Here is a 16,243-nt window from a genome sequence, read left to right as displayed (position 1 = left end):
CGCAGGGGGGTTATTCCACATCGCGGGGCTATTTTCCGATGCAGAAGTCGCGGAAGATGCGCTGCACGAGCGTTTCGTCGGCGGTTTCGCCTGTGATTGCGCCCAGCGCGAGCCATGCGGCGCGCAGGTCAACGGCAATCAGGTCGGGCGGGTAGCCCTGTCGCAGGGCTTCGCGCGTCTGCTCAAGGGCGCGCTTCGCCTCCGCCACTGCCTGGATATGCCGCTGGTGGGTCAGTGTGGGCGTTTCCTCGCCGACGCGCTGCACCTCCAGCGCGGTCAGGATTGCCTCCTGCAGCGCGTCCAGCCCCGTGCCTGTGAGGGCAGAGATGAAAACGCTGTTCGGGAAGACGCTTCGGGCGTGTTGCTGTCGCTTGGGAGCGGCGTCCACCTTGTTGCCCACCAGCAGTTTGGGCGTGTGGGGTGGGAGGCTCTCCAGCAGGGCGCGGTCGGCGTCCCAGTCGGGTGCGGTCAGGTCGTACACCAAGAGGATGAGATCCGCGCGTTCGGCGGCGCGGCGGGCGCGCTCGACGCCCATCTGCTCGACCACATCCGCGCTCTCGCGCAAGCCCGCCGTGTCCAGAATCACGAGGGGCACGCCGCCGACAATCAGGCTCTCTTCCAGCGTGTCGCGTGTAGTGCCCGGAATCTCGGTCGTGATGGCGCGTTCCTCGCCCAGCAGCGCGTTCAGCAGCGACGACTTGCCGACATTCGGGCGACCGACGATAGCGACTCGCGCCCCCTCGCGCAGGATGCGTCCTGCCTGTGCGCCCTCCAGCAGCGCATCCAAACGCTGGAGCAGGCTTTGGAGGTCATGGATGAGCGTGTGGGGGTCTAACTCGCCAATCTCCTCCGAAAAGTCGATGTGCGCCTCCACCGTCGCCAGCAGGCGCAGCAGCTCGTCGCCGAGCGCGTGTACCTGCTGCGAGAGTCTGCCCTCGTGCAGGGCGAGCGCGCTGCGCAGCTGCGCCTCCGAGCGGGCGCGGATTAGGTCGGCGACCGCCTCCGCCTGCGCCAAGTCGAGCTTGCCGTTGAGGAACGCCCGCAGCGTGAACTCGCCTGGCTCGGCAGGGCGCGCCCCCTCGCGCCAGACCAGCTCCAGCACGCGCCGCAACAGGTACGGGCTGCCGTGACAGTGGAACTCCGCCACATCCTCGCCCGTGTAGCTGCGCGGGGCGCGGAACGGCAACAGCAGCGCGCGATCCAGCGTCTCGCCTGCAGCGGGGTCGACAATCACGCCGAAGTAGGCGCGATGGCTCTGCAGGGGCTTGCTCCCCCCGCGCCGTCGAAACAGCCGCTCGGCAATCGGGAACGCCTGCTCACCGCTCACCCGCACAATCCCGATTCCGCCTTCGCCAGGGGGCGTCGCGATCGCCGCGATGGTGTCCGTGCGCATGGAATCAGTGTACCTGTCAGGTATACTTGCGCCCACTTGAGGAGGTTCGCGTTCAGTATGCAAGCACACTATCACTCGGGCACTATCTGCGTGCATGGCGGTCAGGAGCCAGACCCCGCAACAGGCTCGCGCGCCGTGCCGATTTATCAGACGACTTCGTACCTGTTCGACAGCGTCGATCACGCGGCAAGCCTATTCGACCTGAAGACGCCGGGCTTCATCTACACGCGCATCATGAACCCTACGCAAGGGGTGTTCGAGCAGCGCGTGGCGATGCTGGAGGGCGGCGTCGGCGCGTTAGCCGTCGCGTCGGGGCAGGCGGCAGAAACGCTCGCGATTCTGGCAATTGCCAACACGGGCGACGAGATTGTCTCCACTACCAGTCTGTACGGCGGCACCTACAACCTGTTCAAATACACCTTCCCGCAGAAGTTCGGGATTACGGTGCATTTCGTCGACCCGCGCGACCCCGACAACTTCCGCCGCGCGATTACGCCCAAGACCCGCGCGCTCTACATCGAAGCCATCGGCAACCCCAAACTCGATGTGCATGACTTCGAAGCCATCGCGAATATCGCGCACGAGCATGGCATCCCGCTGATTGTGGACAACACGATACCGACGCCTGTGCTGCTGCGCCCGTTCGACTGGGGCGCGGATATTGTGGTGCATTCGGCGACGAAGTTCATCGGCGGGCACGGCAACAGCATCGGCGGCGTGATTGTCGATTCGGGCAGGTTCAACTGGGACAACGGCAAGTTCCCGCAGATTACCGCGCCCGACCCGTCCTATCACGGGCTGAACTTCCGCGAGGCGTTCGGCGACATGGCGTACATTATCAAGGTACGGGCGCAACTGCTACGCGACTTGGGTCCCGCGATTTCGCCGTTCAACGCCTTCCTGTTTTTGCAGGGGCTGGAGACGCTGCACCTGCGCATGGAGCGGCATAGCCAGAACGCGCTGCGCGTCGCCCAGTGGCTCAGCGAACACCCGAAAGTCGCCTGGGTGAACTACCCTGGTTTGGAGACCAGCCCGTACTACGCGCTGGCGCGGAAGTACCTGCCGAAGGGTCAGGGCGCGATTGTGGGCTTCGGCGTGAAGGGCGGCTACGACGCTGCCGTGCGTGTGATTCAGCATGTGCAGCTGCACTCGCACTTGGCGAACATCGGCGACGCGAAGTCGCTGATTATTCACCCCGCCAGCACCACACACCGCCAGCTTACCCCTGAACAGCAGCAGTCCACAGGCGTCACGCCCGACTTCATCCGTCTGTCGGTCGGCATCGAGGATGTGGAGGACATCATCGCCGACTTGGATCAGGCGCTGGCGCATGCGTAGAACCTATTTTGCCCTCACCCCCTGTGTCCCCCTCTCCCGCGAGGCGGGCGAGGGCGCACCGCCGTGCGCCCTACACCCCTCTCCCACCCTGTGGGAGAGGGGCTGGGGGTGAGGGCAAAGAGTGGGCGTGCCTTGTACACAGCGAACCCAAGCGATGTACCCTTATCAGACCTGCAGGAGGGGGCTGTTGTAAACTCCGTCCGCGCGATTGGTATTACATCTCCAGCGCGCCTTGCTCGCCCGACGGCGACACCCGCTCCGCCTGCGCCACGCCCATCAACAACGCCGCGCTCGGTATCGCAAAACCCGTGCCCGCCAGCAACTCTTCTACCGTGCGCACCTGCAAACGCGGAATGCGCAGGTTGCCCAGCGGCGTTGTGTAGAACCCTGCTTGCTCCGCCTCTTGCACCATATCCCGCGTCGGCGGCTCCAGCGTCACGAACAGCCCCAAAGTCGCCCCCTCGCGTTCCAACACCCCGCGAAAGTCGCGCACATCCTTCACGCTCACCCTGCCGCTCTTGACCTGTATCAGCGCGCGCTTGGGGTCTTTCAGGTCGTCCTTGAAAAACAGCACGCCGTCAATGCCTGTGTCCTTGCCTTTTTTGTCTTGGTAGGGGCGGGCGCGCGGGATGAGACCAATCGCCCATTTCTGGAACTCGTCGCGGTCTTGCTGTGCCAGCGCACGCGCCTCAGCGACAGTGGTCGGCTCGCCAACGACACGGTAGTCCTCGCCCTCCTTGAGGTCGAACATATCGCTGAGTCGGTACTTGATGAGGGCAATCGCAAGGTGGGTGATGTCGATGCCGATCCAGCGGCGGTTGAGTTTCTGCGCGGCGACGATTGCCGTGCCGCAGCCACAGAACGGGTCAAGCACGGTGTCGCCCTCGTTGCTGGAGGCTTGGAGGATGCGCTCCAGCAGGGCGAGGGGCTTTTGTGTTGGGTAGCCAAGACGCTCGGCATCCCCCGAAGAAAGGTAAGGTACATCCGTCCATATATCGCCTACAGGCTTGCCTTTGTATTCATCGGCATATATTTTGTATCTGGGTCTGCCAGTGCTTGTCCAGTATATGAGATAGGGGTTTTCTTTCAGTCTTTGGTCAAAAGTCTCCTGAGACCACCTCCATCCTATTTCGCTCACTACAGTCCGCCCCTGAATTATCCGCGTTTCACCAGCACTGGACTTGTTAGAAGACTGTTCTAGAGATACATGCTGAAAGCGTCTGCCTGTCTCTGGTTCTACATGAGGGAATCGCTCATTAATTTCCTCTTCCGAAAGTGCTTCAGTGGGCGGATTGAAGGTGCGCGATAAACGACTGTCTTTACAGTAGAAAAGTATACGATCGCTGATTCGGTCATACCGCCCTTGAGAAAGGCTATGTGCTGCATATCGCTTCCAAGCAATCTCGTTCATAAAGTTCCGCGCCCCGAAAATCACATCCAGCATCACCTTCAGGTAGTGGCTCGCCGTCGGGTCGCAGTGCAGATATAAACTCCCCGTCGGCTTCAGCACGCGATGCAACTCCACCAGGCGCGGCGCCATCATCACCAAGTACGCCGTCAGGTCGTTGCGCCCCAGCGTGCGCACAAAGCCTTGTACCAATTCCACCAGCGCGGGCTTGGGGCAGGTCTGACAGAACTCGTCGTAGGCGCGTTCGCTCCACTGCCAAGTGTCGGTGAAGGCTTTGATTTGCCCCTGCGCGGGTTCGCCCGACTGCTCCCGAAACAGCAGGTTGTAGTCGCGGTTGCTGTTGAAGGGCGGGTCGAGGTAGACGAGGTCGATGCACTCGTCGGGCAGGTACTTGCGCATCACCTCCAAGTTGTCGCCGTAGTAGAGAGTGTTTTCGGGCATGCGAAAATTGTACCTGCCGACGCCTACGGCGCAACAGGCACGATAAACACCTCGCGCTGCTCGTTGGTAATCACGAGGCGCGTGTTGTCAATCCACTCGATGGCTTCGCACTGCTTGCCGTTTCGGATGGGGATGCGTCGCGCCTTGCCTTGCGAGAAGAAGCGGTCGCCGCGCGCGGGGCGTTCGAACAGCCAGATTGCCTGCTGGGGGGCTTGGCACAGCACGGCAAGCACGCGCTCGTCGGGCGACATTGCCGCCGCCGTGACCCAGCCGCCCAAGTCGTCGTGCGAGTCCACTCGCGTCAGGAAGTTCACGCGGTCGGTGTGCATCGTGTCCAGCCGATAGAGGTTCGCGCTCGTTTCGGGGGTGTTCAACTGGCGCGGGGCGCGGTGCTTGGTGATGAAGTAGAGCTTGCCGCGAAACACGAACACCGCCTCGCAGTCGTAGTGCCATTCGTCGCCGGGGAACGCCTTCTGGTCGGAGTAGGCGACGGGGACGCGCTTGAGCGCGTGCGCCTGCAGGGTCGCTTCGGGGTTCGGCTCCTTGACCACATAGACTGCCAAGTCGCGCCGCGCGTTGCCGTTGTTGCCCACATCGGCGATATACAGCGTGTCGCCATCGATGGCGATGTCTTCCCAGTCGATGTTCACGGCGCCTTCGATGTGGATGCCCTCGTAGACGACGGACGGGTCTTCGGGTCGGTCGGACGAGTCGCGCCGCGACACAAACGGCGGAATGACGACGCTCCCGTCCAGTCGGATGGGGAAGATTCGGGCGCGGTCGCCGCTGTCGTTATGCACCCAGAAGACGCCGTCGTAGGTACGGCTGCGGGCGATGCCGCTCATCTCGTCGATGGGCTTGTGCTGAACAACGGCGTGCGGTTTCAGTTCCAGCGCGTCCTGCCGCGCCGTGCCCAGCACAGGCGCGTAAAACGCCGCCACCGCCAAGCCGACAATAACCCCAAACAGCCAGCCGTAGAGCCGTCGCATCATTTCCAGTGTACCTGCCGTAAGGTTAACTGCCGATTAAGTGCCGCCGATGGACGCCAAAGTTGGTACAATTGCTATTCCGTATGGCGGTGCAGATTTACCATGAGGGCGCGGCGGAGTTTCGCCTGCCGCAGAGCGCGCATGTGTTCTACAACCCGCGGGCGCGGCTGGGGCGCGACCTGGGCGTGCTGGCGATGCGCGCGGAAGCGGAACGGCTCGAACGCCCGCTGGAGGTGCTGGAGCTGATGGCGGGCGCGGGACTGCGCACGAAACGCTACCTGCTGGAAGCGCCCGTCGCCCAGATGGTGGTCAACGACGCGAACTACACCAGCTTCGAGGTGCTACAGGCGCATGTGGACGGCGACCCGCGCGTGGAGCTGCACAACGAACTCGCGCAACGGTTGCTGTGCCGCTTCTACTTGGAAGACCGCCGCTTCGACTGGGTGGACTTAGACCCGTTCGGCACGCCTGCGCCGTATGTGCCGTACCTGACGGGCGTCGTGCGTTGGGAGGGGCTGCTGTATATCACGGCGACAGACGCGCCCGTGCTGTGCGGGGCGCAACGCGGCGAGGCGCTCAAGTCCTACGACGCCGTCTCCGCCTACGGACGCGAGTGCCACGAAATCGGACTGCGCATCCTCATCGGCTTCGTGCAGCGTCGGCTGATTCAGGCGAATATGCACGGCGCGCCCGTGCTGAGCTACTTCGACGGCTACTGCTGGCGCACGCTGATTCGGGCGTTCAAGGGCACGCGCGGGCTGAATGTGGAGCATCTCGGCTTTATCGCGCAGATGCCCGACGGCGAGTATCGCGCGACGATGGCGGGCGTGCCCGCGCCCGTGAACCCGCACTACAACCCCTCCACCACCGTGCGTTGGGCGGGACCGCTGTGGCTGGGACCGCTGCACGACCATGCGTTTCTGAGCGCGATGCACCGCGCCGCGCGGGAAGACTATTTCGCCGACGCGCGACGGTTTATCGCCAAGCTGAACCGCGAGCTGGACGAGCTGCCGATTGTGTATAGTTTGCCCGTGCTTGCGGATCGTTTGAACCGTTCCGTGCCGTCCACGCGGCAGGCGATACGGTTTTTGCGGGCGCAGGGCTACCGCGCCTCGCATGTGCATCACTGCGGCAGTGCCATCCGCACGGATGCGCCGCTGAGGGTGTTGTTGGGGTTATGGGAGGGGTGAGTCCCACACCGCAACTTCTGCTCGCGTATACAAAGACGACTCCGCTTCTGAGAGCAACTTAGAGTATGTAAAGAAAATTTATTCCTGTATAGTGGATTGCGGAATAGGAGTAAAGGACGACATTTCGCATTCTATAGGTACTTTTCGGAAGAACAAGAATTTCCTAATCAGACATAGTTGGCGGTATTCATATGTTCTTTTGTCTTTGTCTTCAGATGTGCGTCTGCGAGGTAGATTGTTATTGAAAATGGAATAATGAACCATGTATGGCTGTGCTTCACCGCTTAGAGGCGAGACTAAAGGGAAAACCATAATGCGATGTAAACCTACTGCGCTAATCAGTTGATTCCTGCTATACACCGTGTGTTTCTCAACATCTTTGTAATATATTCTTATCTCGTCTTGCTGTCCGTCCAACTTGATGCTGACTTCTGTCAGACCATATCTAAGTGTGACAGAACTTACATACCCAGAAACCAGCCTGTATTCCTTTAATTTCTCTAATAAATTCCCCAAGTTTTTTACATACTGCCGTAGCTGATCTTCCCTCAATCTGGAATGAACGCTAACATTGCGTAGCTTCCTGAGGGCTGAAAAATTTTTTACTATATCCTGAATAATCTTTAGATTATTATATGTTGACAAATCGCATTCATCTATGTCTTTGATTATGTATCTTTCTATTGCATACCAGTTCCACGAGTCACACTCATCGGGGAGAGTGATTTTGGTTTGTTGCTTCAATAAATCTATTTTGAACGATAGATAAAAACACATCAAACTTTTTAATAAATCTTCGAGTTTTTTATTTATGTACTGGATTAGTTTTTCCATCTCGCGAAAGTCTCCTAATCTGCTCCTTTCGTGACTTGTAAAACGCTTCAGTTGTAGATATGCATCCTCTATCCTTCCAACTACGCTATGTGGTCCTTCAAAGCCTAACATGTCTTTCTGCACAATACGCCTCAATTCGCACTTGAGCGTATCTCCTGCACTGTATTTGTAAGCGAATTCAGCGTTCGGGCTGAGATAAATTTTCATAAAATTTATATCCTCAGTATCGTGCAAGTAAATCTTCTCGACTTGCTGCTGTTGTTGCCGACGTTGTCCACTGTGGATCGAGTTATGCTGGCGAGTGATACTTTCAGTAGCTATTTCCAAGAAGAGTCGGTACACGTCCAAAGGGTGTAAGATATCTATAATCTCTGTCAGCTCTGCAGACGCCAAAAAACTTTCTACCTTGCGAGTACTTTCTAAACCTAAACTTTCTAGTCTCCTGACAGTGTCTCTATATAGTTTTTGCTCACAATAGCTATTCTCTGTCCAATCTCTAATCACTTTGCATACATCCAGCAGGTTGAAATACATGGTTCCACACTCCGTAAAGAAGTTTTACTTCGCTACGACTTAGCCATCCTAATCCCCCAGTTCCATGCACGCGCCTTATCCACGCCCGTCAGTCCGCACTGGGGGCTCCACTTTCGCCAGACGCGGTAGAGTTCGCGGTAATAGCCCTGTGTGCGCTTGCTGCGCGGGGGTGGGTTCTCCGCCATCTCTTTAAGGTATCGTTCCATCGCTGTATCGTCGCAGCCTTTGAACAGGTAGTACCCGATTGCCTTCTGCGCCTCGTTGAAATCCACATCGGCGCGGCGGAGCAGGTCCTCCAGCCGTTTCGCTGCCTCCATGATTTTATCCCACTGCATAGCGTCCTCCTTCAGTAGGGGTCGGCAGGGGCGGTTTCTTGTAGCCCTGCCTCTTTCAGAATCGTTTTCAGTTTGCCGAGCGCGTCGCCGTCGATGAGTTTGTCGAGTTTGTCGGCGGCTTGGGCGCATCGTGTAGTGAACTTGTCAAGCGCGTCTCCCACAAGGGTTTGGGATTGCCCCAGCCGCCCTGTCGCTTTGAGCGCGTCTGCGCCTTGCAGGAGGTTGATGCGCTGGCACTTGACCTGCACGCTGCCCAGTCCGACGGGTTTGCCCCCGCCGAGCTTGATGGGGAATGGATGGTCGGGGTGCTGCCCCAGTGCGGTGAGCAGTACGCCCAGTTCCGCCTCGCTGAGGTTCAGGAAGTGGATGCGCAGGGGCAGCTCCGCGCCGCTTTTGATGCAAGCGCGCGGGTCTACGCCCGATGGGGGGCGTGCGTGGCGGTAGAACTTGCGTCCCCTCGCTTGGTTGCCCTGCAAGTAGCGCGGCGGTAGACCGCGCCCGCCTCGCGCAGGCGTCCACAACAGCGGCGTGCCCAGCAGCACCAGCGACCCCCTCGGCGCGACGGCGTCCTCGAAGCTCACATGCCCCTGATAGTCCTGCGCGCCGAACAGGCGACACGCGATGCACAGGTCGTTGACGCTCATGCAGCCGCCGTAGCCCTGCGGGATGTAGGGGCGGTGCCTGCCTTGCGTAATGCGGATGCACGAGCGCGTGATGGCTTCCACGATGCTGCGCACCGCGCCCTTGAGGGACGAGCCTGGGATCAAGTAGCGTCGGCGGGTTGTGCCCTCTTCGCGTATGGGCTTGGACGCCTGCAGTGCGGCGAGGTACTCTTGGTCGCCCGCCTTGATGAAGTCGCTGTAGCCCAGCCCGACATGCACGGGCGTTAGAGTGTGCAGGGTCAGCTCCAGCGTCCCGCTCAGTAAGCACGGGTTCAGTTTGTCTTGCCCCACGCCCTTCTCGCGGTTGGGGCGTCTCTTCGGAAACGGCACGAAATCGTAGGGTTTTTCTCCGTTCATCACTTGAACTCCTCCTTCTTGAACTCCTCCATTCCGATTCCTGCGTAGCGGATGTAGCGCAGGCGGCGTTCTGGGTCGTAGTAATAGCGCGTGTCAGCGACGACCTTCTGGATGGTGTTGGGGCTGGGCGTAAGCCCGATGCCGTAGTCGAACACGGCGGGGAAGGCGACCTCTACCAGTTGGGTGGTTGCGCCGCGTGCGCGTTTGGGCGGGTCGCCCAGCAGGATGTGTATCCGCTCTTCGGCGTCGTACTCGCCGCAGGCTTCCCAAGCGTTGTGGGGCGGTTCCAGCGTCTCGGTGAGCAGCAGCAGGGTGGGCTTGCCCCCGCGCGCGAGCATCCGCAACTCCGCCTGCGCGTTGAACAGGCTCAGCCGCTCCCATGGCTCGTCGGGCAGCGCGTTGGGCAGTGGGCTCGGCAGGTATATCCTCGCTTCGCTCCAGCCGAACCAGTGCGCCGAGTCGGTCAGCCCCAAGCCGTTCCAGACGGCGAGCGGGTCGTCGGGCGCGCCCGTGTAGCGGTACACCTTACCCTGCATCGGACGCCTCCTGCACCCAGCGAGGCGCGGCTTGGGATAGCCAGCGGCGTATCTGGTCGTTGTCGTTGCTGCGGGCTTGGTAGTAGAGCGCGTCGCGCTGTGTGGCTTGGAACCCGTCTACAGAGAGCGTATCGCCGTCGGGGAGCCCATACTTTTGCTTCAGCTGCTGATCTGCCAGTTCGCCGACGCCCAGAATCGCGCCGTCGGTGCGCTTGGAGAATCGGAACTCGGCGCGGGTGAACTCGATGCAGACGCGCCCCAGCCCGCGCGACTTGGCGTGCCCCAGCGCGACCAGCCCATCGGCGATGTCCAGTAGCGCCGCGCCGAGCAAGCCCAGCTGCCCCACCGTGAAGTTGCGCAGTACGATGCGCCCTTCGAATCGCGCGTCGGTGACCACCTCGAGGTCGAACGGACCGACTGCCACCGCGCCTGTGATGCGGTCAATCGCGACACCGAAACGCGACTCGCGCAGCGGGTCAATTGCAGGGTACAGGTCGCTCATCTGCACGCGCGAGGCGACGCCCGTGTTGCCGAACAGCTTACATGCATAGCACGACTCTTTGTAGAGGCGGTCGGCAGGCTCTTTGTCTTCCTTCAGCCCCTTTTGGCGCAGGCAGAACTTTTTGGCTTCGACATAGCAGGCGTGTTTCTCGTCGAGGGTGCGCAGCAGTCGCTCGGCGTGCGCTCGGATGACCCCGCGCAGGCTGGAACCAGGGATGTAGACCGCCTCGCTGACCTCGCCGTTGGGCAGGCGTCGGCGCGTGCGCACGAACTGCATATCGGGCAGCGCGGGGTCGATGCTCGCCTTCTGCCCCGATTTGATGAGCAGCGGCGTCTGCGGCATAATCGCTATCTCCAGCGAGAGTTCGTTATACAGTCGCCCGTGCATGGTTAGCCTCCTTGATTCGCCATCGAGTTAAACAACGCCTGCAGTTTCGCGTTGACCCACGCTTGATCGACGGGTTGCGTTGTGTTGTCCACAAGGTACGCCAGTAGCGAGTTGCGGTCTACCCATTCGTAGCGCACATTTTCGAGCAGGACAACGCCCAGTCCGCGCCCTTTGAATCCGCCGATGCGGATGTTGCCTCGCTCCAGCTCGCGGACGCCCAGCAACAGCAGTCCGAGTTCGGCGTCATCCAAGTTCTCAGCGACGATTTCCAGCCCGAAGCGCACGCCTGCGGGCATCGCCTCGAAGTCGTACTTGTTGGCGACGCTCTCTTTCTCGCGGTCGATGGCGACGCTGTCGCGCAGTTCAGGCTCCGCGCCTTCGGTGAGCAGCGGCAGGTCGGTAAAGCGCACGCGCGAGGCTATCCACGGCGAGCCAAACACGCGCTCCACACGGCACGACTCGGCAAACACTGCCGATTCGTAGTCGTCGCGATTGGCTAACTGTCGCCTGTGGTTGGGCGGGATTGCCCACTCGTCAGTGTTGGTTGGGTTCGACGCGCCTTTGCCGTTGCCGACGCTTGGCTCGAACGCCCGCACAATGCGCTCAATGTGCGCCCGCACTGCTCCGCGCAGGCTGGAGCCAGGAATGAACGGGCGTCCGTTGGCGTCCTTGATGACGGGCAGGTCAGTGGCGGTGGGCATTGCGCTCTCCGCGCTCATCCCCACGCGCACGCCTGTGACGGCGACCAGCTCGCCCACAATGCGCAGGCGGTTCTCGAAGGTGTCCCACTTCATCGCGTCGCCTCCTTGAACTCGGTCGGGATTTGATCTAGGTAGCGCAGCGCAATCAGCGTGCGGCGCATAAAACCCAGAAAGTAAGTCAGGTATCGCGCCGACTCTTGGGGCGCACGCTCGTGCAGCGACTGAACATACTTGTCAATCTGCTCGGCGAGCGTGCCTTTACTGCCGCGCGTGCGCCAAAACTCCTCGCGCGCCGTCTGGTAGCGTAGCCAGTTGCGAAACACTGCGACCGACCCCGACTGGTTGATCGCGTCGATGGCGTTGGAGAGCTGCGTGCGCCCTGTGGAGCCGCCATCGCTCCGTCCAGACGACGCGAAGCAATCTTGGATAATCGCCTCCGCTTGGCGTACCAGCTCGTCAATCGTGATGGTGTCTTGTTTCATTGCGCACCTCCTGCGTTGGATTGGGTGAACTGCGTGATGTCTGTGTCCAGATGATAGCGGCTGCAGACGGCGAATTGTCCGTAGCCTTCGGCGATGCGCTCGCCGATGCCATACAGGGCAAGTTGCTGCAGCCAGCTCTGCAGAGCCGCGCGGTCGCTTTCGGCGTACCTGTAGGTGAAGACGCTACCAGGCGCGAACGCCTGTTGCACGGGCTTGGGCATGCCCCACGCGCCCGACCAACCGCTGACGAGCATGCGCTCGGCGCGAGTCGCTTCGGGGAGGAGTTGCACCGAGTCGGGCAGGTCGGGCAGGTACTCGCGTAGCAGGTCGGGGGTGAGCGTCGGCGCGGGCATCCCACAGGCGTCGTGAACCAGCACGGGCGTGCGAGCCAGCAAGGTGAAGATGGGTCTGCCCGCGCGTTGGGCGAACGCCTCAAGGTCTACCTGCGGCGCAGGCGCGGGGGCGTTTACGGTCTCCAGCGCGACTGCGCCGAAGCCGCGCGTGCGCGCCGAGCCGATGCGCACCTGCACACGCCCGTCCCGCCAGCGCAGCGCGTCCAGTATCGTTCGGAACGCCGACTCGGACGCCGCATCTGGGAAACTCACGACGCCGCGAAACTCGACAGGGTTGCCGTCAGCGTCTGTCGGGTCGATGGCTTCCAGCGTGTAGAGGATGTTGGTTTCGGCGGTTTCAAGTTGGCGGTTCAGTCCCACGCGCACGAACGCGCGGGGTTGAGGCATTTTTGCTTTGCGCCACTGGTCGCCCTTATGCTCCAGCCAGCCGCGCCCGCGCTCGAGGCGGTCGCCTGTGTTGGGGCACTCCATGGGGTAGTCCTCGCCGCGCAGCAGAGCGAATAGCGTGTCGTAGAGGTACTCGTCGCGCTGCTTGTTGAACAGCGCGGTGGCGGGCGCGGGGATCCACTCCAGCGTCCCGAAGGGCATCAGGAAGCCGAACCGTGCGCCGTCCTTGCCGAAGCAGGCATCGAACGCTTGCTTCAGCGCGGGGTCGTCGTTGCCGAGTGCGCGTCGGCTGGAGGCGTGCCCGCCGAGATGTTCGCGCACGGCTTGCGCCAACGCCCCGCGCAGCACGCCGCCAGGAATGTACGCCAGACTCTCGCGCACATTGCTGCGCGAAGTCATCCACTCGCCCACTGCGATGGGCGACTGCGCCGTCAGTTTCACCACGACTTGCTTCACGGTCGCACCTCCTGAAGGGTCGCCAAGAGCTGGCTGGGGTTCACGATCTCCCACGCGCCGTTTCTGCGGATGTGCAGTGCGATGGGCTTGACCTCGGCGCGTCCCAGCCCGCGCGCTTTCTGCCCGCCGAAGTGGGTGATGAGCTTCAGCGCGCCCAGCAGCAGCGCGATCTCCTGTTCTGTCGCCCAGCCGCGAATCTGCCCCTGAAAACGGTTCGCTTGCGCAGGCGTCGCCTCGTAGAAAAAGAGCCGCCCCTCCGCCACAGTGTTCAGCTTGCGGTTGACGCCGATTCCAATGCGCGTGGTGGGTTCCGTGCTTGTGTTGGGCACAAGGTCGGTGAACTCGATGCGCCCTTGCTGCATCGGGGAGCCGAACAGCTGGCACACGGGGCACAAGTCGGCAGGGTCGTTGCACATCGTGTCGGGGTTGGGCGGCTTGCAGCCCTTGAGGTCGTCGCCCAGCGCACGGAGCAGTCGCTCGTAGTGCGCTCGCGTGCGCCCTTTGAACGAGGTCGCAGGGATCAGCGCGCGCCCCTGCGCGTCCCGCTCGATGCAGCGGTCAATCAGCACGACTGTACGCCCCACACCCGCCACATGCAAATCGCTTCGTAGCGTCGCCTCCACTTCCAACTCGAACGGATAGAGCATAACCGCCTCCTAACGCAGACTCTTCGTGATTTCCAGCAGGTCTAAAATCGGCGCGAAGTATCGCGGCGTTGCCGTGTCGTTATCGACAGTGATTCGCCTCAGTGCGCGGATTGGGAACAGCGGCGCGCGCGTGCCCTGTCCGTCGGACGCCTGCAGGCTCATAATCTGCTCGAAAAACGCCCTGCGGTCGTCAGAACTTTGCGCGCGCGCCTGCTGGTAGGCAAAGTGCAGCAGCGCGGCGGACATCGGCTGGCGCACGAACGGCTCCGCCAGTCGCTGTAGGCTGCCGAGTTGACCGTTGTCAACAATCGCTTGGGCGCACTGCAGGAAGGCGTCCAGCTCGGGCGCAGTCAGCGGCTGCATCGTGAGGTACACGGGCACGGTTGCGGCGTTGTCTTTGCCCACGCGCGCCTCTTTGCGGTAGTTGCGCTGCAGGTGATCCGCGTAATCGCTGGGCACTTGGTCGGCGTTGGTGGTGTAGAGGAAGGCGATTGCGCCGCGCTCGTGCGCCTTGACGCCGCGCTTGGCGAACTTGAGCAGGCGGCTCTCGGTGAACTCCACCACGCGATACACGGGCGCCTTCTCGTCGCTAATCAGGCAGCCGACGCCGAAGCAGATGGGCGTTTCGCCGACGATGCACTCCGCCACGACGCCCTTCTCGAACTCCATGTCCGTCAGCCTCACGAACTGCTCGCAGAAGCGCATCGCCAGTCGGCTCCAGACGAACAGGCTGAAGTCGTCCCCGCCGATGACAAGCACCTCGAAGGGCATGCGCTGCAGTGTTGTCTGGTCGCGCAAGGCGTCGTGCATGCTGCGGCTGAGGGCGAGCGCGACGGCGGCTCGGACGGTCAGCTCCGCACGGCGCGTCCACTGCAAGCTGAGCGCCAGCGAGTCGAGGTTTTTGGTGATTTGCCCGAAGTTGCTCCCGTCGCCGTAGATAAACGCGACCTGCTTTTTCTGCTCCGCCTCGTCTGAGCCGGGAACCATCTCGTTCAGCCCGCCTGCGAAGGCTTTACTGGGCTCGGTGAGAAGCTCCCGCCAGTTCTCGATGCCCGCATCGCGCAGGAGTTGCTCGCCTGCCGTGCGTCGCTCGTCGGCGTCGCCCTTGTCGCGTTTGGCGTCGCACGCGGGGCAGATGGGCATCAGGTCGCCGTCAGGTGAGCGCGTGAACCCTGTCGCTGCGCGCTTACGGCAGTAGGCGCAGCGCGTCTCGAACGGCATGCACTCCCATGTGGGCAGCTCGGCGCGGTAGCGGTCGGCGTCGAGGGCTTTCAGCAGGCGCGTCATACACGCCCCGTACTGTTGGAGGTAGTCTTGCAGGGCGACTTCGGCGGCAGCTGCGGCGCAGAAGCCGACCTGCGTCGCCTCGTAGAAGCGTCGCTTGAGGCGAGGCTCCCAGTCCGCAGGCTCTGGCGCAAGGAAAATCAGCGTCGAGGCGACCCGCTGCAGAATGCATTCTCGCCCGATGGCTTCGGCGACTTCCTCTGCCGCCTGATGAACCACCGCGTCCAGAATCAGCGACGCGCCGCGAATTTCGGGCAGTCCGGGCGTCTCGAACACATACTGCTTGATGCGTTGCGCTGCCAGCCCGACGAGGCAGAAGGGGTAGCCCTCCAGCGACGCTGGGGCTTGCCCGCGGTGGATGGCGTCGATGATCGCCTGATAGGGGCGCAGGGTGTCGGGGCAGTCGGCGGTCTCGCCCTTGAGGTACTGCGCCAGCGCGGTTGCCAGCGGCAAGCCCTGCAGCGCGTCGCGCACAGCAGGCAGGTCAATCAGCTCGTGCAGCAGCGCGCCCAGCCGCGCCTCGTGCAGCACATCGTCGCTCACCCCCGCACGGCGCAGGCACACATTCAGCAGTGCGGCGGTCGCCAAGTGGTGATCCGCCGCGAGCAGGTAGGGGTTCCCCACATCGGGCTGCGTCTCGGCGGGCAGGATGGGCGGCAAGCGCAGCCCGTCCAGAAACGCCGTGCGCCACTGGGTATTGTTGGGCAGCGCGAGCGCGCCGTCTGCACTTGCGTACCCCAGCTGCGCGCCCTCCGTGAACGCGCCCTGCGGCTGCCTGCCAAACCGCAAGGGGAACACGCGCTCGTAGTAATCGGTCTGCCACCACTCGGCGGCGGCGTTCGCCTGTGCGTGCGGCGTGCTTTGATTGCGCAGTATGGCGGCAACTGCCTGCGCCACTGAGTCGCGAATTCCGTTGAGCTGCTCATCACTGAGCAAGTACTTCTGCCCCGTAAACCGATCCAGCCATGTCGCCATACCAGCCTCCCTTTGCGCCCGATGGGGGTGGGATACCTTTCCTATTCGTTGC

15 protein-coding genes are annotated in these 16,243 nt (G+C 62.0%); 2 read left to right on the top strand and 13 right to left on the bottom strand.

Features of this window, described 5'->3' with window-relative positions; translation table 11 throughout:
• Positions 1–28: 28 nt before the first annotated feature.
• Positions 29–1,393: a tRNA uridine-5-carboxymethylaminomethyl(34) synthesis GTPase MnmE gene (gene mnmE / locus NW855_RS15375; RefSeq protein ID WP_414509096.1), complete on the bottom strand. Its 1,365-nt coding sequence runs from the start codon at positions 1,391–1,393 to the stop codon at positions 29–31.
• Positions 1,394–1,450: 57 nt separating this feature from the next.
• Between mnmE and NW855_RS15370 the strand changes: the two genes are divergently transcribed.
• The gene (locus tag NW855_RS15370) at positions 1,451–2,731 is read left to right on the top strand and encodes an O-acetylhomoserine aminocarboxypropyltransferase/cysteine synthase family protein (RefSeq protein WP_414509095.1); all 1,281 of its coding nucleotides are present in this window, start codon (positions 1,451–1,453) and stop codon (positions 2,729–2,731) included.
• 214 nt (positions 2,732–2,945) lie between these two features.
• Here the strand turns inward: NW855_RS15370 and NW855_RS15365 are convergent, their stop codons facing one another.
• Both NW855_RS15365 and NW855_RS15360 read right to left on the bottom strand, forming a co-directional pair.
• Positions 2,946–4,580, bottom strand: coding sequence for a DNA methyltransferase (locus NW855_RS15365; protein ID WP_414509094.1), 1,635 nt, complete (start codon positions 4,578–4,580; stop codon positions 2,946–2,948).
• A gap of 23 nt (positions 4,581–4,603) precedes the next feature.
• Positions 4,604–5,572: a hypothetical protein gene (locus tag NW855_RS15360; RefSeq protein ID WP_414509093.1), complete on the bottom strand. Its 969-nt coding sequence runs from the start codon at positions 5,570–5,572 to the stop codon at positions 4,604–4,606.
• A gap of 80 nt (positions 5,573–5,652) precedes the next feature.
• Between NW855_RS15360 and NW855_RS15355 the strand changes: the two genes are divergently transcribed.
• Positions 5,653–6,759, top strand: a complete 1,107-nt coding sequence (locus NW855_RS15355; RefSeq protein WP_414509092.1) for a hypothetical protein — start codon at positions 5,653–5,655, stop codon at positions 6,757–6,759.
• A 78-nt stretch (positions 6,760–6,837) separates the two neighbouring features.
• On the opposite strand, the gene NW855_RS15350 is transcribed toward NW855_RS15355, so the two are convergent.
• Genes NW855_RS15350 through NW855_RS15305 form a run of 10 tightly spaced genes read right to left on the bottom strand, consistent with a single transcriptional unit; the run spans position 6,838 to position 16,191 of the window.
• Positions 6,838–8,127, bottom strand: a complete 1,290-nt coding sequence (locus tag NW855_RS15350; protein WP_414509091.1) for a hypothetical protein — start codon at positions 8,125–8,127, stop codon at positions 6,838–6,840.
• 32 nt (positions 8,128–8,159) lie between these two features.
• The gene (locus NW855_RS15345) at positions 8,160–8,462 is read right to left on the bottom strand and encodes a hypothetical protein (RefSeq protein WP_414509090.1); all 303 of its coding nucleotides are present in this window, start codon (positions 8,460–8,462) and stop codon (positions 8,160–8,162) included.
• Positions 8,463–8,473: 11 nt separating this feature from the next.
• Positions 8,474–9,481, bottom strand: coding sequence for an RAMP superfamily CRISPR-associated protein (locus NW855_RS15340; protein WP_414509089.1), 1,008 nt, complete (start codon positions 9,479–9,481; stop codon positions 8,474–8,476).
• Entirely contained in the window at positions 9,481–10,017 is a 537-nt protein-coding gene (locus NW855_RS15335) for a hypothetical protein (protein WP_414509088.1), read from the bottom strand. The genes NW855_RS15340 and NW855_RS15335 overlap by 1 nt, the downstream gene beginning before the upstream one ends.
• On the bottom strand, positions 10,007–10,906 hold the full coding sequence (locus NW855_RS15330) for an RAMP superfamily CRISPR-associated protein (RefSeq protein WP_414509087.1): 900 nt from the start codon (positions 10,904–10,906) through the stop codon (positions 10,007–10,009). The genes NW855_RS15335 and NW855_RS15330 overlap by 11 nt, the downstream gene beginning before the upstream one ends.
• Positions 10,907–10,908: 2 nt before the next feature.
• A complete protein-coding gene (csx7, locus tag NW855_RS15325; protein WP_414509086.1) occupies positions 10,909–11,700 on the bottom strand; it encodes a CRISPR-associated RAMP protein Csx7 in 792 nt (263 codons plus the stop codon).
• Positions 11,697–12,089, bottom strand: coding sequence for a hypothetical protein (locus NW855_RS15320; protein ID WP_414509085.1), 393 nt, complete (start codon positions 12,087–12,089; stop codon positions 11,697–11,699). Before NW855_RS15320 ends, csx7 begins: the two co-directional genes overlap by 4 nt.
• Positions 12,086–13,285, bottom strand: a complete 1,200-nt coding sequence (locus NW855_RS15315) for an RAMP superfamily CRISPR-associated protein (RefSeq protein WP_414509084.1) — start codon at positions 13,283–13,285, stop codon at positions 12,086–12,088. The genes NW855_RS15320 and NW855_RS15315 overlap by 4 nt, the downstream gene beginning before the upstream one ends.
• On the bottom strand, positions 13,282–13,932 hold the full coding sequence (locus tag NW855_RS15310; RefSeq protein WP_414509083.1) for an RAMP superfamily CRISPR-associated protein: 651 nt from the start codon (positions 13,930–13,932) through the stop codon (positions 13,282–13,284). The genes NW855_RS15315 and NW855_RS15310 overlap by 4 nt, the downstream gene beginning before the upstream one ends.
• Before the next feature lie 9 nt (positions 13,933–13,941).
• A complete protein-coding gene (locus NW855_RS15305) occupies positions 13,942–16,191 on the bottom strand; it encodes a hypothetical protein (RefSeq protein ID WP_414509082.1) in 2,250 nt (749 codons plus the stop codon).
• Positions 16,192–16,243: the final 52 nt, after the last annotated feature.

The organism is Synechococcus sp. RC10B2 (assembly GCF_047502635.1).
Note: the sequence above shows the minus strand (reverse complement) of the source record. Positions and strands in the feature narration are given on the sequence as shown.

What these genes read in the sequence shown, in the direction of transcription:
- NW855_RS15370 (WP_414509095.1), top strand. Translation starts at nt 1,451, where the DNA reads ATGCAAGCACACTATCACTCGGGCACTATCTGCGTGCATGGCGGTCAG.
- mnmE (WP_414509096.1), bottom strand. Translation starts at nt 1,393, where the DNA reads ATGCGCACGGACACCATCGCGGCGATCGCGACGCCCCCTGGCGAAGGC.
- NW855_RS15305 (WP_414509082.1), bottom strand. Translation starts at nt 16,191, where the DNA reads ATGGCGACATGGCTGGATCGGTTTACGGGGCAGAAGTACTTGCTCAGT.
- NW855_RS15310 (WP_414509083.1), bottom strand. Translation starts at nt 13,932, where the DNA reads ATGCTCTATCCGTTCGAGTTGGAAGTGGAGGCGACGCTACGAAGCGAT.
- NW855_RS15335 (WP_414509088.1), bottom strand. Translation starts at nt 10,017, where the DNA reads ATGCAGGGTAAGGTGTACCGCTACACGGGCGCGCCCGACGACCCGCTC.
- NW855_RS15355 (WP_414509092.1), top strand. Translation starts at nt 5,653, where the DNA reads ATGGCGGTGCAGATTTACCATGAGGGCGCGGCGGAGTTTCGCCTGCCG.
- NW855_RS15365 (WP_414509094.1), bottom strand. Translation starts at nt 4,580, where the DNA reads ATGCCCGAAAACACTCTCTACTACGGCGACAACTTGGAGGTGATGCGC.
- NW855_RS15360 (WP_414509093.1), bottom strand. Translation starts at nt 5,572, where the DNA reads ATGATGCGACGGCTCTACGGCTGGCTGTTTGGGGTTATTGTCGGCTTG.
- NW855_RS15320 (WP_414509085.1), bottom strand. Translation starts at nt 12,089, where the DNA reads ATGAAACAAGACACCATCACGATTGACGAGCTGGTACGCCAAGCGGAG.
- NW855_RS15345 (WP_414509090.1), bottom strand. Translation starts at nt 8,462, where the DNA reads ATGCAGTGGGATAAAATCATGGAGGCAGCGAAACGGCTGGAGGACCTG.
- NW855_RS15340 (WP_414509089.1), bottom strand. Translation starts at nt 9,481, where the DNA reads ATGAACGGAGAAAAACCCTACGATTTCGTGCCGTTTCCGAAGAGACGC.
- csx7 (WP_414509086.1), bottom strand. Translation starts at nt 11,700, where the DNA reads ATGAAGTGGGACACCTTCGAGAACCGCCTGCGCATTGTGGGCGAGCTG.
- NW855_RS15330 (WP_414509087.1), bottom strand. Translation starts at nt 10,906, where the DNA reads ATGCACGGGCGACTGTATAACGAACTCTCGCTGGAGATAGCGATTATG.
- NW855_RS15350 (WP_414509091.1), bottom strand. Translation starts at nt 8,127, where the DNA reads ATGTATTTCAACCTGCTGGATGTATGCAAAGTGATTAGAGATTGGACA.